Origin of the sequence: Streptomyces sp. NPDC091371 (genome assembly GCF_040684275.1) — a bacterium.
Lineage (GTDB): Bacteria > Actinomycetota > Actinomycetes > Streptomycetales > Streptomycetaceae > Streptomyces.
In genome coordinates this window covers 36,619-54,397 of sequence record NZ_JBFBFP010000044.1, presented here as the reverse complement: position 1 = coordinate 54,397, position 17,779 = coordinate 36,619, and the positions used below count along the sequence as shown (strand labels likewise).

Genomic DNA, 17,779 nt, shown 5'->3' with positions numbered 1-17,779 from the left:
TAAGGACGTGCAGCCAGCAAAAGAAAGCTTCGAGCGGATTCCGGAACCCCCGGGACGGCTCCACCGGGCCCGCGCCCTCTACCGCAACGTGTCGAAGCGGAAGATGGGCTGGCTGTTGCTGAAGGACACCGTCAACTCGTGCATCGAGTACCGGATCCTGGGGCTCGCGGCCGAGGCGGCCTTCTTCACGCTGCTCTCGCTGCCCCCGCTCTTCCTCGGCCTGCTGGGCCTGCTCGGCTACGTGGACGGCTGGACGAACACGCAGTCGGTGCAGAGCATCGAGGAGAACATCCTGGGCGCGGTCGGCACCATCCTCTCCGACCGGGGCGTCAACGAGATCGCCAAGCCGATGCTGGACGACGTCACCGGGCGGGGCCGCCCGGACCTGATCTCGCTCGGCTTCGCGTTCGCCCTGTGGTCGGGCTCGCGCGCCGTGAACGTCTTCATCGACACCATCACCGTGATGTACGGCCTCGACGGGCAGCGCGGCATCGTCAAGACCCGGCTGCTGGCCTTCCTGCTGTACGTGGTCGCGCTGGTGATCGGGGCCGTCGTGCTGCCGCTGATGGTGGTGGGGCCGGACGCGGTGGTGCGGCTGGTGCCCTGGGGCACGGACGTGATCGCGGTCCTGTACTGGCCGACCGTCACCCTGCTCTCCATCGTCTTCCTGACGACCCTGTACCACGTGTCCGTGCCGGTGCGCTCGCCGTGGATCGAGGACGTGCCGGGTGCGCTGGTGGCCCTGGCGATGTGGGTGCTGGGCTCCTTCCTGCTGCGGATCTACCTCACGAACACGGTGGAGGGCCCGACCATCTACGGCTCGCTCGCCGCCCCCGTGGCGGTGCTGCTGTGGATCGGCATCTCGGCCTTCGCGGTGCTCGTGGGCGCCGCCGTGAACGCCGCCATCGACCGGGTCTGGCCGTCGGTGGCCACGGCGGCGGCGCGCGAGGCGAACGAGCGGGCGCGGGAAGCGGAGGCCGCCCAGCTGATCGCCCGGGCGGCCGCCTGGCGGGCCCTGGCCGAGGGGGAGTCCGAGGACGACGAGGACGGCGGGATGCCGTCGGAGTTCCCGGAGCGCTGGTCGAAGTTCCTCCCGCCGGAGGACTACTCCTCGCGCCTGCGCAAGCACTGACCCCCGCGCCCCCTTCCGTTCGCGCTCAGCCCTTGGACCAGACGACGAGCCGGCCGCCGAGGGCCGGTGCGGTCCCCTTGCCCAGGTCCTCGACGAGGGCCATGGCCACGGAACCCTGGTCGGTGACGGAACACAGGGCGGCGCCGCGCACCAGGCCCCGCTCGGCCGCCTCCGAGCCGCCCAACGCCACGGCGCCGAACCCCGTACCCGCGGCCGCCCGGCAGTTCTCGAAGGTCTGGGGCTGCCCGGCGCGCAGCACGCCCACCTGACGGCCGGTGGCCGACCACAGCTCCGTCGACGAGGGCGAGATGCCGTCCATGCCGCAGCCCTGACGGTCGGCCCGGTACTCCAGTTCCGTGGTGGCGGGCCGCTCGGTCGGCGCGGCGGTCCCGGTCGGCCTCAAGGGGAAGGAGGTGGACACCCCGGCATCGAGGTCGACGAGGAGCGTCTCACCGCAGATCGGAGGTGCGGCGCCCCACCTGCCCTGCCGCGCCTGATAGCCGGCCGGAGCGGACAGGTCCGGGCTGCTCGACGTGTTCGGCGAGGCGGACGCCGAGGCCGTGCCGGAAGGCGGTGTCAGCGGGGCGACCGTGGGCGTGGGCGTGGGCGTCGGTGATGTTGACGGGGACGCGGTCGGAGCCCCCTGGGCCGTCGCGCCCCCGGCGGGAGGCTGCGCTCCGCCCTCCCGTGCCGAGGTCGCGAGCAGGGTGGTCACCGTCCCCAGCACGGGAACCACGATCCCGATGACCCACCAGGCCCAGCGCGGCGGGTGGCCGGACGGCGGGCCCTGCGGCACGGGCGCCGCCGGCGCCACGTACGGCGGCGCGTCCGGCCTCGGCGGAATCGCTCCCGGATCGGGCTGCCCAACCGTGTCGGTCACTTCTCGACTCCCCCTGGTCCAACGGATGCGGAGACCCTACCTGCCGATCCGCCTTCGGCGGCCGGAGATATCGGCGGGCGGTTCCCGCACGGGGATTGACGGGGTGTCAGGGCGGGGCGCAAGTTATATCGGGAAGCCGATATAACTCCGGGAGCGCCCGTGCCAGCACCCCCCGACCCCCGGCCGGACCAGGCCGCCGCTCCGCCGAGCCCGCCGCAGGCGGCCCGGCAGGCGCAACGGAAATCGCAGACCAGGGGGCGGCTCATCGACGCCGCCGCCGAGCTCTTCGCGCGCAAGGGGTTCCACGCCGTGTCGGCCGAGGCCGTCGCCGACGCCGCCGGGCGGACCACCGGGGCGCTCTACAGCCACTTCGGCGGCAAGGAGGGCCTGCTGCTCGCCCTGCTGGAGGTCTGGAAGGAGCGCACCGCCGAGGAGCTCGCCGCCGAGATCGCGGCGAGCGCGGACCCGGCCGACCCCGCCACGCACTTCACCGCCATGTGGGGCAGCCTCACCCGCCCGCACCCCGATCGGGGCGACTCCTGGCTGCTCCTGGAGGCGGAACTGTGGCTGCACGGCGCCCGCGGCCCGCTCATCGGCTCGCAGCTCGCCCAGCGCTACGCCGAGGTCCGCGCGCAGCTCGGCGAGGGCCTCGCCGACTGGGCCGAAGCCACCGGCACGCCCCTGCCCCGTCCGCCGGAGGAGACCGGCGCCCTCGTCCTGGGCCTCCTCCTCGGCCTCGCGATGCAGCACCGCCTCGACCCCCACGGCATCCCCGACGCGCTCGTCGTGGAAGCACTCGGAGCCCTACTGAAGGGACGCACACCATGATCCCCACCGGCGAAGTGGACCTGCTCGAAGACACCTGGGCGCACGGGGTCCCGCACGAGCAGTTCACCCGGCTCCGCCGGGAGGACCCCGTGCACTGGCACGAGGTCCCCGGCCCCCACGAGGGCTTCTACGCCGTCACCCGGCACGCCGACGTCAAGGCGATCAGCCGCGACCCCGAGCTGTGGTCCACCGAACTCGGCTCCTTCATGATCCGCGACCAGAGCCCCGAATCGCTGGAGTCCCTGCGCCTGGTCCTGCTCGGCATGGACGCCCCGCGCCACTCCCGCTACCGCGCCCTGGTCAGCGCGGGTTTCACCCCCCGGGTGGTCCGCAGGCTCGCGGCCCGGATCGGGGAGCGCGCCCGGTCCCTCGTGGACACCGCGGTCGCTCCCGGCCGGGACATGGACTTCGTCTCCGAGGTGGCGGCCTGGCTGCCGATCCAGACGATCTGCGAGATGGTCGGCGTGCCGCCCGGCGACGAGCGGCTGGTCTTCGACTGGAGCAACCGGATGGCCGGCGGCCAGGACCCGGAGCTCTCGGCGGGCAAGCACGACAGCGACCTCGCGGCCGCCGAGATCTACGCCTACTGCGACGCCCTGACCGCCGAGCGGCGGGCGCACCCCCGCGAGGACATCCTCTCGACGCTCGTCCACGCCGAGGTGGACGGGGACCGGCTCACCCGGCACGAGATCAACATGTTCTTCGTGCTGCTGTGCGTCGCGGGCAACGAGACCACCCGCAACCTGCTGTCCCACACCGTGCTGGCCCTGGCCGAACACCCCGCCGCCCGCGCCGAACTCGCCGCGGCCCCCGAGGACGAGGCGCTGTGGAACTCGGCCACGGAGGAGTTCCTCCGGTGGGGCGGCTCGATCCACAACTTCCGGCGCACCGCCACCCGCGACACCGTCCTGCGCGGCCGCGAGATCGCCGCGGGCCAGAAGGTGGTCACGTACTACACGTCCGCCAACCGCGACGAGGAGGTCTTCGACGACCCCTTCGCCTTCGACGTCCGCCGGACCCCGAACGACCACCTCGCCTTCGGCGGCGGCGGCCCCCACTTCTGCCTCGGCGCCGGCCTGGCCCGTACGCAGATCAAAGCGCTCGTACGCGAACTGCTCGCACGTCACCCGGACTTCGTGCTCGCCGGTGACGTGCGCCGACTGCGCTCGGACTTCATCAACGGCATCAAGTACCTTCCGGTGCGGTTCGGTTAGCCGACCTGGCCGCCACCGCCGCGCACGCGATGGCCAGCGGCAGTTCCGCCCCCACCGCCAGCAGCAGCGCCGTCCCCTGGCCGGAGCTCCCGGCCGAGGTCGTCACGTCGAACCAGGCGTCCATCAGCAGCAGCGCGGCCGTCGCGGCGGCCACCGGGGAGGCCCGGGGGTCCCGTTTGCGCAGCAGCGTCCCGGTGCAGGTCAGTCCGGCGGCCAGCATCAGGTCCAGGCCGATCCACGCCGTGGACCAGTTGGAGACCTCGGTGGTCTGCGGCAGGGTCTTCGCCAGTACGAGCATCCACGGCACCAGCGCCACCCCGGCTCCCGTGAACACCGTGGCGAGCCGGGGCGCGCGCCGGCGGCCGGGGAACCGGCGGGTGGTGAGCTGCCGGGTACGGAACTGCGGGGCGACGAGGGCCATGGCGGCGGGGTCTCCTTCCGGCCCGGCGGTCCGTCCCCCGGGCTCCCCACCAGCCTCGTCCGCCGGGCCGCCCCGATCAGTAGCCCCACCGTCCGAACCGGGGGTGGTGCCAGGTACACCCCTGCCCGGGCACCAGGGTGATCGCAGCCCTCCGACCAGTGCGATTACCGTACGGGGCATGGCACTTCGCGGCGCGCTGAGGCGTACGTACACCTGGACCACGGCGCACGCGCCGTGGTCGGCGTGGTCCCGGCGCAACACCGCCTTCACGGCGGCCGCGATCCCGGTGGCGCTGCCCGCCCTCCTCGCCCTGGCCTACGCGGTCGTACCGCCCGGCCACAGCCCCGTCGCGGTCCTCCTGCTGTTCGCGCTCTGCCCGCTGCTCACCGCCCTCCAGCGCAGCCGCTTCTGGGCCCTGCTCGGCCTCGACGTGCCCGAGGTCGTGCGCAAGGAGCGCTGGTGGAGCCCGCGCGGACTCCTCGAACGGGTGCGCTCCGAGGCGACCTGGCGCCAGTACGGCTACCACCTCGTCGTCAGCCCGCTCATTGCCGCGGCCGGGGCGCTGGTAGTGCTCGCGTGGGGCGTCGGCGTCGCGGGATCCACCGTGTACGCGTGGGACTGGGCCCTGCCGGACCCGGACCGGAGCCTTGACCTCGACCTGATCACAGTGGCCGGGATCCTCCTCCTGCTCTGCGCACCCTGGCTGGCCGCGCTCTCCACCCGCGTCGACGCCTTCGCGGCGGCCGCCCTTCTCGGCCCCAACCGCTCCCGCGAGCTGGAGCGCCGCGTCGAGGACCTCGCCGAGAGCCGGGCCGGCGTCCTGGACGCCGCCGACCTCGAACGGCGGCGCATCGAGCGCGACTTGCACGACGGGGCCCAGCAGCGCCTCGTCGCACTCGCCATGAACCTCGGCATCGCCCGCGCCACCCTCACCGACCTGCCGCCCGAGGCCAGGGCCGTCATCGACGAGGCCCACCGCGAGGCGAAGGAGGCCATCGAGGAGCTCGGCAACCTGGTCCGGGGCCTGCATCCGGCCGTACTGGAGGACCGCGGGCTCGACGCGGCGCTCTCCGGCATCGCCGCCCGCGCCCCCTTCCCCGTCGAGCTGACGGTGGACATGGGCACCCGGCCGGGGGCCACGGTGGAGGCCGTCGCCTACTTCGTGGTGTCCGAGGCCCTGGCCAACGTCGCCAAACACGCCCGGGCCGGGCACTGTTCGGTACGCGTCGAGCGCATGGGGAGCCGTACCGGCGAGCGACTGCGCATCACCGTGACCGACGACGGGGTCGGCGGAGCGGATCCGGCACGCGGCAGCGGCCTGGTGGGCCTGCGCAAGCGCGTAGGGTCGGTCGACGGAACCATCAAGATCACCAGCCCCGTCGGGGGGCCGACCGACATCACCGTGGAGCTGCCGTGCGCGCCGTGATCGCCGAGGACTCCGTCCTGCTGCGCGTGGGACTCGTCAAAGTCCTCGACATGGCCGGGTTCGACGTGGCCGCCGAGACCGGCGACGCCGAGGCGCTGCTCGCCGCCGTCGAGGAACACCGCCCCCAACTCGCCCTGGTCGACGTACGGATGCCACCCGGCTTCACCGACGAGGGCGTACGGGCCGCCCTGCTGATCCGCCGTCAGTACCCCGACACGGCCGTACTGCTGCTCTCCCAGTACGTGGAGGAGCGCTACGCCGCCGATCTGCTGGCCACCCCCAGCGGCGCCGGCATCGGCTACCTGCTCAAGCAGCGCGTCGCCGACGTGGAGGAGTTCGTCGACGCGCTGCGCCGCGTCGCCGCCGGCGGCACCGCGCTCGACCCCCAGGTCGTCGCGCAACTCATGCTGCGCCGCGGCGGCGGCCCGGACCCCCTCGAGCGGCTCACCCCGCGCGAGCGGGAGGTCCTCGCCCTGATGGCGGAGGGCCGATCCAACGCGGGCATCGCCACCGAACTCGTCGTCAGCGAAAGCGCGGTGGCCAAACACATCAACAGCATCTTCACCAAGCTCGACCTGCCGCCGGCCGACGGCGACCACCGCCGGGTCCTCGCGGTCCTGCGCTTCCTGGACGGCACGCCGTGACGGCCCCCGACGCGCAACAGGCCGACGCGCCGCCGGCCGGCCGGCGACGGCGCAGGCACCGCCGTGCCTGGACCGCCGTGGCGTTCCTCGGGGCGTTCCTCGTCCTGGTGCCGACCGCCTGGCAGGCCTGGTCGCTCGGGGCCGTGCGGAGCGGCGTCCTGCAGGGAGGCGGCGACGGCCGCCCGGTCGGCGCGCTGGAGATCGTGGGCGGCGACGCGGACATCACCGTCACCCCCCGCGGGGACCGGCAGGTCGGCTACCGGGCCGAGGTCAGCTGGTCGCTCGCGGCGCCCTCCGTCGAGACCAGCAGGCTCGGCGACGCCCTGCGGCTGACCGCGCGCTGCCCCGGCGCCGACTCCTGGCGGGTCTTCGCGGCCGGCTGCTCGGTCAAGCTGGCGGTGACGGTGCCCGCCGGGATCCCGGTGAAGGTGACGGCCCGCTCCGGCCGGGTGTCCCTCACCGGCCTCGGCGGCACCGTCGACGCGGAGGTCGACTCCGGCCGGGTGGAGATGAACGGGCTGCGCGGAGCCCTGCGGGCCAAGGTGGGCTCCGGCCGCCTGCACGGCGCCGACCTCACGTCCCCGCAGATCGACATCCGGGTCGGCTCGGGCAGCGCCGCGGTGTCCTTCATCGCCCCGCCGGACCAGGTCATCGGGAAGGTCGCCTCCGGCCGCCTGGCCCTCATGGTGCCCGTGGCCACCACGTTCCGCACCACCTGCGAGGCCGCCTCCGGCGCCTGCGAGGTCCCCGACGGCCTCCGCGACGACTCCGCAGTGCGGACATTGGACATGGCGGCGGGCTCGGGCCGCGCGCAGGCGCTGTACGGGCCGTGACCGCTCAGGACGCGGGCGGCGCGGCGGGCGGCAGGTGCCGGTAGACCGTGGCGCGGGAGACGCCGAGGGCGGTGGCGATCTGGGTCGCGCCGCTGCCGGCGGCGTGCATCCGGCGGGCGGTTTCGATCATGGCCGTGCTCATGGTGGCGGGGCGGCCGCGGCGGCCCGGGGAAGCCGGAGGGGGCTCGGGGGCCGGCTCCGCCGTGCCGTCCAGCAGCCGGTGTACGCCGTCCAGCACGGCCGCGCGCAGGGCCCCGACCGGGGCATCGGCGAACAGCACCACCGGGTCGGACAGCATCGCGACGGCCTGCGCCGCCCGCACCCGCCCCGCGAGATCCGGGTCGGGCCCGGCCACCAGGGCGTTGGCCCGCAGCATGGCGTCCCGGAAGCGGGCGAAGGCGGGCCCGGGGGTGGCCAGCGCCATGTCCTGGAGGTTCAGCCGGATCAGGTAGCGGTGCTCCAGCCAGACGTCGAGCATCCCCTCGATGGCCGCCCAGCGGGCCCGGCCGGGCCCGGCGGCAGAGGCGGCCGCGGCGTTCGCCATGGCCGCCGCCAGGTCGTTCAGCATCGGCTCCACGAGCGCGCCCAGGATGTCGGCCTTGCCGGGGAAGTGGTAGAGGACCGCCGCCTTGGTCACGCCGACCCGCTCCGCGATCTCCCGCAGCGAGGTCTCGTGGAAGCCGCGGACCCCGAACAGCTCCATGGACACCCGCAGGATCCGCTGCCGCGTCTCATTGATAGACGTCTCGTAATTCGTCTCGGAATTACTGCTCTGAGGCTGATTCACGCCACTGAGCCTATCTCCTTGCCTGACTTGCGGACAGATGCCTACAGTCGGAACTGACCGTCGGTAAGCAGGGAGGGCGTCATGGACGACACGACCGTACTGATCTCCGGAGCCGGGATCGCCGGCCCCGCGCTGGCCTACTGGCTCGCCCGGCACGGCTTCCGGCCGACCGTGGTCGAACTCGCCACGGGCGTCCGCTCCAGCGGCAGCCCCGTGGACGTGCGCGGCCCGGCACTGGACGTCGCCGCACGCATGGGCATCACGGCCCGGCTGCGCGAGGCGGGCACGGACGTGGCGGACCTGCGGTTCGTCAATGCCGAGGGCCGCCGCACCGGCGGCCTCTCCCTGGGCTCCGTACCCGGCGCGGCCCCGGGCGGCCGGGACATCGAGATCGGGCGCGGCGACCTCGCCGCCGTCCTCCACGAGACGAGCCGCGACCACGCCGAGTTCCTCTTCGGCGACTCCATCGCCACGATCGACCAGGACGAACACGGAGTGGACGTCACCTTCCGGCACGCACCCCCGCGCCGCTTCGGCCTCGTCGTCGGGGCCGACGGCCGGCACTCCACCGTCCGCAGGCTGTCCTTCGGCCCCGAGAGCCGGTTCGTCACCCACGCGGGCCTCTACGTCGCCACCCTGCCGCTCGGCACCCCCGCCCCGCACCCGCGCACGGTCGTCGCCCACAACACGCCGGGCCGGATGGCCGCCGTACACCCCCGGCGCGGCGACTCCCTCGCCTTCTTCGCCTACCGGGCCGCCCCCGTACCGGACTTCGACCACCGCGACGCCGACGCGCACAAGCGGCTGCTCACGGCCGCGTACGCGGGCGGCGGCTGGCGGATCCCGGAGCTGCTGGACCGCGTACGGGCCACGGACGAGCTGTACTTCGACGCCGTCAGCAGGGTGCGCATGGACCGCTGGTCGCACGGCCGCACCGCGCTGCTCGGGGACGCCGCGTCGTCGGTGTCCCTGTTCGGGGACGGCAGCACCCTGGCCATGGCGGGCGCGTACACCCTGGCCGCCGAGCTCGCGGCGAGCCCCGGGGACCACGCGGGCGCGTTCCGGCGCTACGAGGAGCGCCACCGCCTGCTCGTCGGACCCAAGCAGCGCGGGGTGGAGCGGGCCGCGGCGATGCTGGTGCCCGCGACCCGGGCCGGGATCGCCGCGCGGGACCTGGCGAGCCGGGTGTGGTCGGCGGGGAGCGCCCTGGGGAAGCGGCCGGAAAAAGAAGTGGCCCCGGCCTGAGGGACCTTGTTACGGTGGGGACGTTCCCGCCGACCGGTGGGGAACGTCCAGCTCGTGCTCGATCCGGAGGTGAGTTCATTGATGACTGTCGTCGCGCAGGGCGCTGCCCGCACTCAGAAGACCATCAATGTCACTTCCGTGGTCGCCGGCTGACCTCACGCCACTTCGCGCGCTGCCGGGGCCACCCTGTGAAGGGTTCCCCTTGTCTCTCTCTTCCTTCCCGCAGGCTTCCCTCCCGCACGCCCTCGCCCCCTACGGCTGGGACGACGCATGGGCGGCCGAGTTCACCCCCTACGCCGAGCAGGGCCTGCTGCCGGGCCGGGTCGTACGGGTCGACCGCGGCCAGTGCGACGTCATGACCGCGGACGGCATCGTCCGCGCCGACACCGCCTTCGTCACCCCGCACGACCCGCTCCGGGTCATCTGCACCGGCGACTGGGCCGCCGTCGAGCCCGGGGGCAACCCGCGCTACGTGACGGCGTACCTGCCGCGCCGGACCGCCTTCGTACGGTCCACCTCCTCCAAGCGGTCCGAGGGGCAGATCCTCGCCGCCAACGTCGACCACGCGGTCATCGCCGTATCGCTGGCCGTGGAACTCGACCTCGGGCGCATCGAGCGCTTCCTGGCACTGGCCTGGGAGTCGGGTGCGCAGCCGCTGGTCGTCCTCACCAAGGCGGACCTGGTCCCCGACCCGGTGACCCTGGGGCACCTCGTCCAGGACGTGGAAGCCGCCGCGCCGGGGGTCCAGGTGCTGACCGTCTCCTCCCTGACCGGGGAGGGCACGGACGTACTGGCCGCGATCGTCGGCAACGGTACGAGCGTGCTGCTGGGCATCTCGGGCGCCGGGAAGTCCACGCTGGCCAACGCGCTGCTCGGGGCGGAGGTCATGGAGGTCCAGGCGGCCCGCGAGGTCGACGGCAAGGGCCGCCACACGACGACCACCCGCAACCTGCTCGCCCTGCCGGGCGGCGGAGTCCTGATCGACACCCCCGGGCTGCGGGGCGTCGGGCTGTGGGACGCGGAGGCCGGAGTCGGCCAGGTCTTCTCGGAGATCGAGGACTACGCGGCACGCTGCCGCTTCCACGACTGCGCGCACGAGGCGGAGCCGGGGTGCGGGGTGCTGGCCGCGGTGGACTCGGGCGCGCTGTCGGAACGCCGGCTGGAGAGCTACCGCAAGCTGCTGCGGGAGAACCAGCGGATCGTGGCGAAGACGGACGCGCGGCTGCGGGCGGAGCTGCGCCGCGACTGGCGCCTGAAGTCGGCGGAGGGCCGCGTCAATTACGCCGCGAAGCGGGGCGGCCGGGCCTGACCCCCGCCGCAGGGCGCCGCCCGACCCCCAGCCTCGCCGGCGTTTGAGGCGCGGGGTCTGGGGCGGAGCCCCAGGGTGCCGCGCAGCGGCATCTCGGCGGTCACAGCCCCCACGCGTGGACCCGGTCCGGGTGGATGCGGATCACCTCCGGGCTGAAGTGGGGCCCGAGGGTGTGCGGCCCGACCTCGAGGACGGCGTGCCCCCGGATCTCGATGCCGCGCACGCGCCACGGGCGGGTGCTCACCAGGTCGTCCACCACCAGCGCCAGCCGCGGGTTCTGCTGGAGGTTGCGCCACTTCTTCGACGCGCCCATGGCCAGCCCGCCCACCAGGATCGTCCCGTCCTCCTGCGGGAAGAAGCCCACCGGGTTCGCCTGCGGCTGCCCGGCCGCGTCCACCGTGGCCAGCCGGCCCAGGTGCTGGGAGCGGAGGTACGCCAGCTCTGCTTCGCTGAAACCGTTGAAGTCCCTCATGATGCAGAGCCTCGCAGCCCCCGCACCCCACCGCATCGGGCCGTGGACCTAGGCCGCGCCGACTAGGCCCGCAGCCCCGCCGCGTGGGCCTTCTCGTCGGCGTCCGCCAGCCAGAAGTACAGCGGCGGCATCACGAGCTCGATGACCGTCAGCATCACCTGGAACGCATGCGGCCACCCGTGCACCGCGAGCGAAATCAGCCGGCCGACCGCACCCAGCAGGAAGACCGCCGCCAGCCACCTGACCGCGCTCGCCGGGATCGGCGACTGGTGGGCCGCCCAGAGCCAGGCCAGCCCGTAGCCCGCGAAGATCGCGCCGAGGAACCGGTTCAGGCTGTCGAGCGTCGCGCCGGCCGAGCCCGCGCCGGGCACCGCCGCATTCCCCAGGAACACGTGTGCCAGCCCGATCGCCACGCACGCCGCGCCCATCGTCAGTACGAGCCACTTGAGAGTCCTGGCCATGATCCGACCTCCCACCCCTGGTAAGTAGACGTTCGTCTACTAGTAGTGCGCACTAGTGGACGCGTGTCAAGTAAGATGGGTCCGTGCCTCCACGCCGACGACTGACCCCCGACGACCGCCGCGCGCAGCTCCTCGCCGTCGGCGCGCAGCTCTTCGCCCAGCACCCCTACGAGGACGTGCTGATGGAAGACGTCGCCGAGCGGGCCGGTGTCTCACGCGCCCTGCTCTACCGTCACTTCGCCGGGAAGCAGGAGCTCTTCGCCGCCGTGTACCGGCAGGCCTCCGACCGGCTGCTCGAACAGGTGCCGTTCGACCGGCCCGGCGACCTGCTCAGCCAGCTCAACGACGGGCTCGACGTGCACCTCGACTACTTCATCGCGCACCGCAACACGGTCCTCGCGGCGAACCTGGTGCTCGCGGGCGACCCGGTGGTCCAGACGATCATCGACAGCGAGCTGGACGCCCTGCGCACCCGGATCCTCCACATCCTCCCGCTCGCGGACGAATCCGCCCGGGCGGCCGTGGCCGCGGTGCTCAAGAGCTGGCTCGTCTTCGTCCGCGTGCTCTGCCTGGACTGGCTCACCGAGGAGACCTGCACCCGCACCGAGCTGCGCGACACGTGCTCGGGAGCCCTGTTCGGCGCCCTGCGCCCGTTCGTCCCGAACTAGCTACTCCGCCACCACCGCGCCCACCCACGCCCCCACCACCAGCAGGCACGCGAACAGCTCCACCAGCACGCTCGTCCCCACCGCCCGCATCACCGCCCGCACCGAGGCCCACGCCTCGCCGTGGGTGCCGAGGCGGAGCCGTTCGCAGAGGTAGATGCCGCCCACGAAACCGGGCACCGAGCCCAGCACGGGGACCAGTACGAAGCCCAGCAGCGCGCCCGCGCCCGCGAACACCGCCATCCGCCGGGTGACCCCCGCGCCCCGCAGCCGTCGCGGCGGGAGCTGCCACTTCACCACCTGGACCACCAGCAGCAGGGCCGTCGCCGACACCAGCAGGGACCATGCCAGCGCCGACCGCTCGTGCAGCGCCCACCACATCAGCCCCGCCCACACCAGCCAGGTCCCCGGAACGCCGGGCACCAGCACCCCGACCACCCCGAGCAGCAGCACCAGCCCCACCAGGAGCAGCTGAGGCAGATCCATGCTGTTCAGCCTGACCGACCAGGGGCTATCGGGCCACCCAGCCCCGTTCGTAGGCGTGCCAGCCCAGCTGCATCCGGGTCGTGACCCCCGACAGTTCCATCAGGCCCTTCACCCGCCGCTGCACCGTCCGCAGGCCCAGCTCCAGGTGCTTCGCCACGCTCGCGTCCGTCATGCCCGCCAGGAGCAGGGAGAGGATCTCCAGGTCCGTGGAGTCCGGGGAGCCGCCGCCCTCCTCCGCCGAGCCTGCCGCGCCCAGCCGCAGCGGCAGGGACTCCCGCCAGACCGCCTCGAACAGGCCCATGAGGGATTCCAGCAGGCCCGACGCGTGGACGACCAGCGCCGCCGGCTCAGCGCCGCGGGCCGTCAGCGGGACCATGGCCAGCGTCCGGTCCGCGATCACCAGCTTCGTCGGGACCTGCCCCGTCACCCGGACCCGTTCGCCCCGCGCCAGGGCCGTCGACGCCTCCCGGATGCCGCTGGGCGTGGTCAGCACCTCCCGTTCGATGACCACCCGGTAGTCGACCCCGCGCAGGAAGGCCCGCTCCTCCGCCTCGTTGTCCGTGCCCGTCACCACCTGCGGCCGGCCGCTGACCAGCGCGCAGACCTCCTCCACCGCGCCCAGCTGGAGCTGGTGGAAGCGGTGCGCCACCGCGCTCGCGCCCTGCACCACCTCCACCAGGTCGTGCACCGCCGGCTCGGACGCCTCCGCCCGGTACTCCTCCGCCAGCAGCGCCGCCGCCAGCTCCGCCTGCTCCAGCTCGTGCCGCTGCTGGGTGAGCAGCGCCCCCAGCGCGACCCCCGGCGGGGCCGCCACCCACCGGCCCGGGCGGGCCGAGGACTGCGCGGCCAGGCCGTGCCGCTCCAGGTGGCGCAGCGTCCGCTCGGTCTGGGGCACCGGCAGGGTCAGCCGGTGCGCGAGGTCGGGAACCTCCGCCGCCCCCAGTGCCACCAGTGCGCGGTAAGCGGACTCCTGTCCTTCGTCCAGGCCTATAGCACCCAGCAACCCGTCCACCCACCTTTCGACACAGCGCCTGGCGGGAAGCGGCCACGGCGCAAACCCGCCGCGGACATCATCGCCGTACCCCCCGCCTCTCTGTAAAGGTCGTGCCACCGCAGCACCAACATCCGCTGGCCAGAAGCCATTTACGCGGCGGCTTTGCCGCGCAATGCAGCAGTTGGCCGGAATTCACCTGGGGAGAGCGATGCGCCCGATATCGCGTACGGCACTGGGAGCGGCCACCGCGGCCGTCCTGGCCGTCACCGCAGTCGGCCCGTCCACGGCACAGCCGAGCGACGGAGCGCCGGGAGCGGGGAAGAGACCACTCGTCGGGAGCGAGGCGGCCGGAACGCAGCCCACGGCACCCGTCACCGTCACCCTCGTCACCGGTGACCGGATCCTGGTCTCCACCGACGCGGCCGGGCGCACGGCCGCCACCGCGATGCCGCGCGAGGACGGCTCGCAGCCGCTCGTACAGACCCGGCAGTCCGGCAAGGACCTCTACGTCTACCCCGAGGGCGCCGTCAAGGCGCTCGCCGCGGGCAAGGTCGACCACGAGCTCTTCAACGTCACCGGCCTCGTCCGGCAGGGCTACGACGACGCGCACACCAAGAAGCTCCCGCTCATCGCCGTGTACGACGGCTCCGTGAACGTGGCGCGCAGCGCCCCGCCGGCACCCCGCGGCGCGGACCGGAACCTCGTCCTCGGCTCCATCGGCGCGGTCGCGCTCGCCGCCGACAAGGGGCAGGCCGCCGACTTCTGGGCCGACGTCACCGCGGACGGCCGCTCCCGCGCCGCGGGCGGGCTGAAGAAGCTGTGGCTCGACGGCAAGGTCCAGGCGAACCTGGAGCGTTCCACGCAGCAGGTCGCCGCGACCGCCGCCTGGGCCGCCGGATTCGACGGCAAGGGCACCAAGGTCGCCGTCCTCGACACCGGCACCGACCTGGAACACCCCGACCTCAAGGGCCGCGTCGCCGCGTCGAAGAACTTCACCGACTCCGACACCGACGCCGACCGGCAGGGCCACGGCACCCACACCATCTCCACCGTCGGCGGCTCCGGAGCCGAGAGCGGCGGCGCCAAGAAGGGCGTGGCCCCCGGCGCCGAACTGCTCAGCGGCAAGGTCCTCAACGACGGCGGCTACGGCCTCGACTCGTGGATCATCGCCGGCATGGAGTGGGCCGTCGAGTCCAAGGCCGACGTGGTCTCCATGAGCCTGGGCGACCCCTCCCAGACCGCCTGCGACGACCCGCTCGCCGCCGCCGCGGAGAAGCTCTCCCAGCAGGGCCCCCTGTTCGTGATCGCCGCGGGCAACTCCGGCCCCGGCAACAACACGGTCTCCTCGCCCGGTTGCGCCGCGAGCGTGCTGACCGTCGGCGCCGTCGACCGCGACGACAAGACGGCCTCCTTCTCCAGCCGCGGCCCGGCCGGACTCCAGCACACCCTCAAGCCCGAGATCGCCGCCCCCGGCGTCGGGATCTCCGCCGCCAACGCGGGCGGCCGCGGGGTGTACGCGTACCAGTCCATGTCCGGTACCTCGATGGCCACCCCGCACGTCGCGGGCGCCGCCGCCATCGTCAAGCAGCGCCACCCCGACTGGACCGCCCAGCAGATCAAGGCCGCCCTCATCGGTTCCGCCGACACCGGTGTCCCGGGTGACGTACGGGAGACCGGCGGCGGCCGCCTCGACGTCAAGGCCGCCATCGACACCACCGTCACGAGCGCGCCCGCCGTCCAGGGCGGCGCGTACAACTGGCCGCAGGACCGCAGCGACCGCCGAAGCGTCGAGGTCCCGTACACCAACCTCGGCCAGACCCCCGTCACGCTGGACCTCGCCGTCGAGAAGGTCACCGGCAACGACGGCTCGGCCGTCCGCAGCCAGGTCGCCCGCCTCGACCGGCGCACCCTGACCGTCCCGGCCGGAGCCACCGTCACCGTGCCCCTCGCCCTCGACCCGGCCGCGAAGCTGGAACGCTCCCAGTACGGGGACGTCACCGGCCGCGTCGTCGCCACGGCCAACGGCGTACGCGTCTCCACCCCCTTCTCCCTCTACGTCGAGCCCGAGACGGTCACCCTCCGCGTCAAGCTCGTCGACCGCGCGGGCAACCCGGCCGCCGGCCCGTCCTCCCTGGACGTCATCGGCACCGACGACGCCACCGGGGAACGCCGCTTCAACGAGGGCTCCGTCGACCAGGTCTACCGGGTCCGCCCGGGCAAGTACTTCCTCTCCGCCTTCGTCGGCACCCCCGACGCGGGCGAGGGCGCCACGCTGATCGACTCCCTCACGTACCTCGGCCGTCCCCAGGCCGAGGTCAAGAAGGACACGACCATCGTGCTCGACGCCCGCAAGGCCGGACGCCTCGCCATCGAGGCCGACAAGCCGCTGGAGAACCGCAACACCACCCTCGGCTTCGCCCGCAGCTGGGACGACGCCTGGCTGCACGCGGGCACGGCGGCCGGCGGCCGCACCATCCGCGGCTTCTACGCCTCGGTCGAAGGCCGCGCCACGGACGGCGAGTTCGAGTTCGGCAGCTACTGGCGGGCGGGCGCGCCGCTGGTCTCCGAGCTGAAGGCCGTCGGCGGTCCGGTCCTGCACCCGATCACCGCGTCCACCGGCAGCGACAACCTCGACGGAACCGGCAGCGCCCGGCTCGTCGACGCGGGCGCCGGTACCCCCGAGGAGCTCGCCGCGGCAGGAGCCAAGGACGCGGTCGTGCTCATCAAGGCGATCGACGGGTCGCTGTACGAGGTCGCGCAGAACGCGAAGGCCGCGGGCGCCAAGGCGGTGCTCGCCTACCGCGAGACCCCCGGCCGCTGGGTCGGCTTCACCGGCTACGCGGGCGGCTCGCTGCCCGCCATGTCCATCGAGTCCGCCGAAGCCAAGGCGCTCCTGGAGCGGCTGGCGGCCGGCCCGGTCACCCTGGCCTGGAAGGCAACGGCGAAGAGCCCCTACGTCTACAACCTGGCGTTCCCGGAGACGGGCGAAGTCCGCGGCGGCAAGACCCACCGGGTGCGCGACCGCGACCTCGGCCAGGTCGAGTCCAGTTACCACTCCATGGGCGTGGCCGCCGACTTCATCGACCTGGCCGGTGCGTACCGGCCGATCGGCGCGGCGGTCTACTTCGGCGGCATCGAGACGGTCGCGACCCCGGGCAGGCGCACGGAGTTCTACTCGGCCGGGGACACCGCCTGGGACCAGCTGCTCTCCAGCAGCTTCCCGTGGGGCGAGTTCATGGTCGGCGAGCAGCGCGCGTACACCAAGGGCCAAAAGACGAACGCCACTTGGTACGACGGAATCACCGGCCCCGTCGCCCCGCGCGACCCCTCGGGCAAGGAGGTCCTCGCCGCCGAGCGGCAGGGCAACCTGATCGGCTTCGCCTCCGCCATGTGGGGCGACAGCAGCCACGCGGCGCAGCCGGGCTCGTTCGGTGACATCGGAGGCCTCCAGCTCAAGCGGAACGGCGAGGTCATCGGGGACAGCTGGTACCCGTTCGGAGTCTTCGAGGTCCCGGCGGACTCGGCCCGCTACGAACTCACCCAGGCCATAGAGAAGATCGGCCCCCCGGCCCGCGTCTGGCAGCGGTCCACCGCGGTGACCACCACGTGGGCCTTCACCTCGAAGCTCGACTCCACCGCCTACTCGCAGGGCCTGCCGATCCTCTTCCCGAGGTACGAGGCCCCGCTGGACGGGCTGAAGACCCTCGCCGCGGCGAACGGCCAGAGCATCGGCCTCAGCGTCACCGGCCACGCGGGCTACGCCCCGGGCGCGCTGACGTCGGCGAAGCTCTCCTATTCCTACGACGGTGAGAACTGGACGGAGGCGAAGATCGTTGACCACGGCGGCGCGTGGACCGCGGTGGTCGACCACGCCGGTGCCTCCGGCAAGCAGGTTTCGCTGAAGGTCGAACTGACCGACGCGAACGGGGCCTCCGTCACCCAGACGGTCGGACGGGCGTACGACGTCCGCTAGTTCGGGCGG

The 17,779-nt window shown here is 73.4% G+C and carries 17 protein-coding genes; 10 read left to right on the top strand and 7 right to left on the bottom strand.

Going from position 1 to position 17,779, the window contains the following annotated elements:
• Nucleotides 1-7: 7 nt before the first annotated feature.
• Nucleotides 8-1,132 carry a YihY/virulence factor BrkB family protein gene (locus AB0O21_RS32690; protein ID WP_365176984.1) on the top strand — a complete coding sequence of 375 codons (1,125 nt, stop codon included), beginning with the start codon at nucleotides 8-10 and terminating at the stop codon, nucleotides 1,130-1,132.
• Between the two features lie 25 nt (nucleotides 1,133-1,157).
• Here AB0O21_RS32690 and AB0O21_RS32685 read toward each other — a convergent pair whose 3' ends face one another.
• Nucleotides 1,158-2,012, bottom strand: coding sequence for a hypothetical protein (locus AB0O21_RS32685; protein WP_365176982.1), 855 nt, complete (start codon nucleotides 2,010-2,012; stop codon nucleotides 1,158-1,160).
• A 159-nt stretch (nucleotides 2,013-2,171) separates the two neighbouring features.
• Here AB0O21_RS32685 and AB0O21_RS32680 point away from each other — a divergent pair, with 159 nt between their 5' ends.
• The gene (locus AB0O21_RS32680; RefSeq protein ID WP_365176980.1) at nucleotides 2,172-2,840 is read left to right on the top strand and encodes a helix-turn-helix domain-containing protein; all 669 of its coding nucleotides are present in this window, start codon (nucleotides 2,172-2,174) and stop codon (nucleotides 2,838-2,840) included.
• Entirely contained in the window at nucleotides 2,837-4,054 is a 1,218-nt protein-coding gene (locus tag AB0O21_RS32675) for a cytochrome P450 (protein WP_365176978.1), read from the top strand. The genes AB0O21_RS32680 and AB0O21_RS32675 overlap by 4 nt, the downstream gene beginning before the upstream one ends.
• Here AB0O21_RS32675 and AB0O21_RS32670 read toward each other — a convergent pair.
• Nucleotides 4,026-4,475, bottom strand: coding sequence for a hypothetical protein (locus AB0O21_RS32670; protein ID WP_365176975.1), 450 nt, complete (start codon nucleotides 4,473-4,475; stop codon nucleotides 4,026-4,028). The genes AB0O21_RS32675 and AB0O21_RS32670 overlap by 29 nt on opposite strands.
• 178 nt (nucleotides 4,476-4,653) lie before the next feature.
• Here AB0O21_RS32670 and AB0O21_RS32665 point away from each other — a divergent pair, with 178 nt between their 5' ends.
• From AB0O21_RS32665 to AB0O21_RS32655, 3 genes are read left to right on the top strand one after another with little or no spacing between them, the layout of a single operon-like run.
• A complete protein-coding gene (locus AB0O21_RS32665) occupies nucleotides 4,654-5,901 on the top strand; it encodes a histidine kinase (RefSeq protein ID WP_365176972.1) in 1,248 nt (415 codons plus the stop codon).
• Nucleotides 5,889-6,545, top strand: coding sequence for a response regulator transcription factor (locus AB0O21_RS32660; RefSeq protein WP_365176969.1), 657 nt, complete (start codon nucleotides 5,889-5,891; stop codon nucleotides 6,543-6,545). The genes AB0O21_RS32665 and AB0O21_RS32660 overlap by 13 nt, the downstream gene beginning before the upstream one ends.
• Nucleotides 6,542-7,378, top strand: a complete 837-nt coding sequence (locus AB0O21_RS32655; RefSeq protein WP_365176967.1) for a hypothetical protein — start codon at nucleotides 6,542-6,544, stop codon at nucleotides 7,376-7,378. The genes AB0O21_RS32660 and AB0O21_RS32655 overlap by 4 nt, the downstream gene beginning before the upstream one ends.
• 4 nt (nucleotides 7,379-7,382) lie before the next feature.
• Here AB0O21_RS32655 and AB0O21_RS32650 read toward each other — a convergent pair whose 3' ends face one another.
• A complete protein-coding gene (locus AB0O21_RS32650; protein WP_365176964.1) occupies nucleotides 7,383-8,165 on the bottom strand; it encodes a TetR family transcriptional regulator in 783 nt (260 codons plus the stop codon).
• Nucleotides 8,166-8,246: 81 nt separating this feature from the next.
• On the opposite strand from AB0O21_RS32650, the gene AB0O21_RS32645 reads away from it, so the two are divergent.
• Both AB0O21_RS32645 and rsgA read left to right on the top strand, forming a co-directional pair.
• Nucleotides 8,247-9,410 carry an FAD-dependent monooxygenase gene (locus AB0O21_RS32645; RefSeq protein ID WP_365176961.1) on the top strand — a complete coding sequence of 388 codons (1,164 nt, stop codon included), beginning with the start codon at nucleotides 8,247-8,249 and terminating at the stop codon, nucleotides 9,408-9,410.
• Between the two features lie 202 nt (nucleotides 9,411-9,612).
• On the top strand, nucleotides 9,613-10,719 hold the full coding sequence (gene rsgA / locus AB0O21_RS32640; protein WP_365176958.1) for a ribosome small subunit-dependent GTPase A: 1,107 nt from the start codon (nucleotides 9,613-9,615) through the stop codon (nucleotides 10,717-10,719).
• Between the two features lie 100 nt (nucleotides 10,720-10,819).
• On the opposite strand, the gene AB0O21_RS32635 is transcribed toward rsgA, so the two are convergent.
• Both AB0O21_RS32635 and AB0O21_RS32630 read right to left on the bottom strand, forming a co-directional pair.
• The gene (locus AB0O21_RS32635) at nucleotides 10,820-11,191 is read right to left on the bottom strand and encodes a PPOX class F420-dependent oxidoreductase (protein ID WP_365176955.1); all 372 of its coding nucleotides are present in this window, start codon (nucleotides 11,189-11,191) and stop codon (nucleotides 10,820-10,822) included.
• Nucleotides 11,192-11,253: 62 nt separating this feature from the next.
• On the bottom strand, nucleotides 11,254-11,652 hold the full coding sequence (locus AB0O21_RS32630) for a DUF4345 domain-containing protein (RefSeq protein ID WP_365176952.1): 399 nt from the start codon (nucleotides 11,650-11,652) through the stop codon (nucleotides 11,254-11,256).
• 83 nt (nucleotides 11,653-11,735) lie between these two features.
• On the opposite strand from AB0O21_RS32630, the gene AB0O21_RS32625 reads away from it, so the two are divergent.
• On the top strand, nucleotides 11,736-12,320 hold the full coding sequence (locus AB0O21_RS32625) for a helix-turn-helix domain-containing protein (RefSeq protein WP_365176949.1): 585 nt from the start codon (nucleotides 11,736-11,738) through the stop codon (nucleotides 12,318-12,320).
• Here AB0O21_RS32625 and AB0O21_RS32620 read toward each other — a convergent pair whose 3' ends face one another.
• Nucleotides 12,321-12,803 (bottom strand): DUF456 domain-containing protein, encoded by a 483-nt coding sequence (locus AB0O21_RS32620; protein WP_365176946.1) that lies wholly within the window; start codon nucleotides 12,801-12,803, stop codon nucleotides 12,321-12,323.
• A gap of 25 nt (nucleotides 12,804-12,828) precedes the next feature.
• Entirely contained in the window at nucleotides 12,829-13,806 is a 978-nt protein-coding gene (locus tag AB0O21_RS32615; protein WP_365176943.1) for a helix-turn-helix domain-containing protein, read from the bottom strand.
• A gap of 199 nt (nucleotides 13,807-14,005) precedes the next feature.
• Here AB0O21_RS32615 and AB0O21_RS32610 point away from each other — a divergent pair, with 199 nt between their 5' ends.
• Nucleotides 14,006-17,770 (top strand): S8 family serine peptidase, encoded by a 3,765-nt coding sequence (locus AB0O21_RS32610; RefSeq protein ID WP_365176940.1) that lies wholly within the window; start codon nucleotides 14,006-14,008, stop codon nucleotides 17,768-17,770.
• Nucleotides 17,771-17,779: the final 9 nt, after the last annotated feature.

Bases quoted from the DNA above. Each gene is read 5' to 3' on its own strand.
- AB0O21_RS32675 (WP_365176978.1), top strand. From the start codon at position 2,837: ATGATCCCCACCGGCGAAGTGGACCTGCTCGAAGACACCTGGGCGCAC.
- AB0O21_RS32670 (WP_365176975.1), bottom strand. From the start codon at position 4,475: ATGGCCCTCGTCGCCCCGCAGTTCCGTACCCGGCAGCTCACCACCCGC.
- AB0O21_RS32665 (WP_365176972.1), top strand. From the start codon at position 4,654: ATGGCACTTCGCGGCGCGCTGAGGCGTACGTACACCTGGACCACGGCG.
- AB0O21_RS32645 (WP_365176961.1), top strand. From the start codon at position 8,247: ATGGACGACACGACCGTACTGATCTCCGGAGCCGGGATCGCCGGCCCC.
- AB0O21_RS32635 (WP_365176955.1), bottom strand. From the start codon at position 11,191: ATGAGGGACTTCAACGGTTTCAGCGAAGCAGAGCTGGCGTACCTCCGC.
- AB0O21_RS32630 (WP_365176952.1), bottom strand. From the start codon at position 11,652: ATGGCCAGGACTCTCAAGTGGCTCGTACTGACGATGGGCGCGGCGTGC.
- AB0O21_RS32620 (WP_365176946.1), bottom strand. From the start codon at position 12,803: ATGGATCTGCCTCAGCTGCTCCTGGTGGGGCTGGTGCTGCTGCTCGGG.
- AB0O21_RS32610 (WP_365176940.1), top strand. From the start codon at position 14,006: ATGCGCCCGATATCGCGTACGGCACTGGGAGCGGCCACCGCGGCCGTC.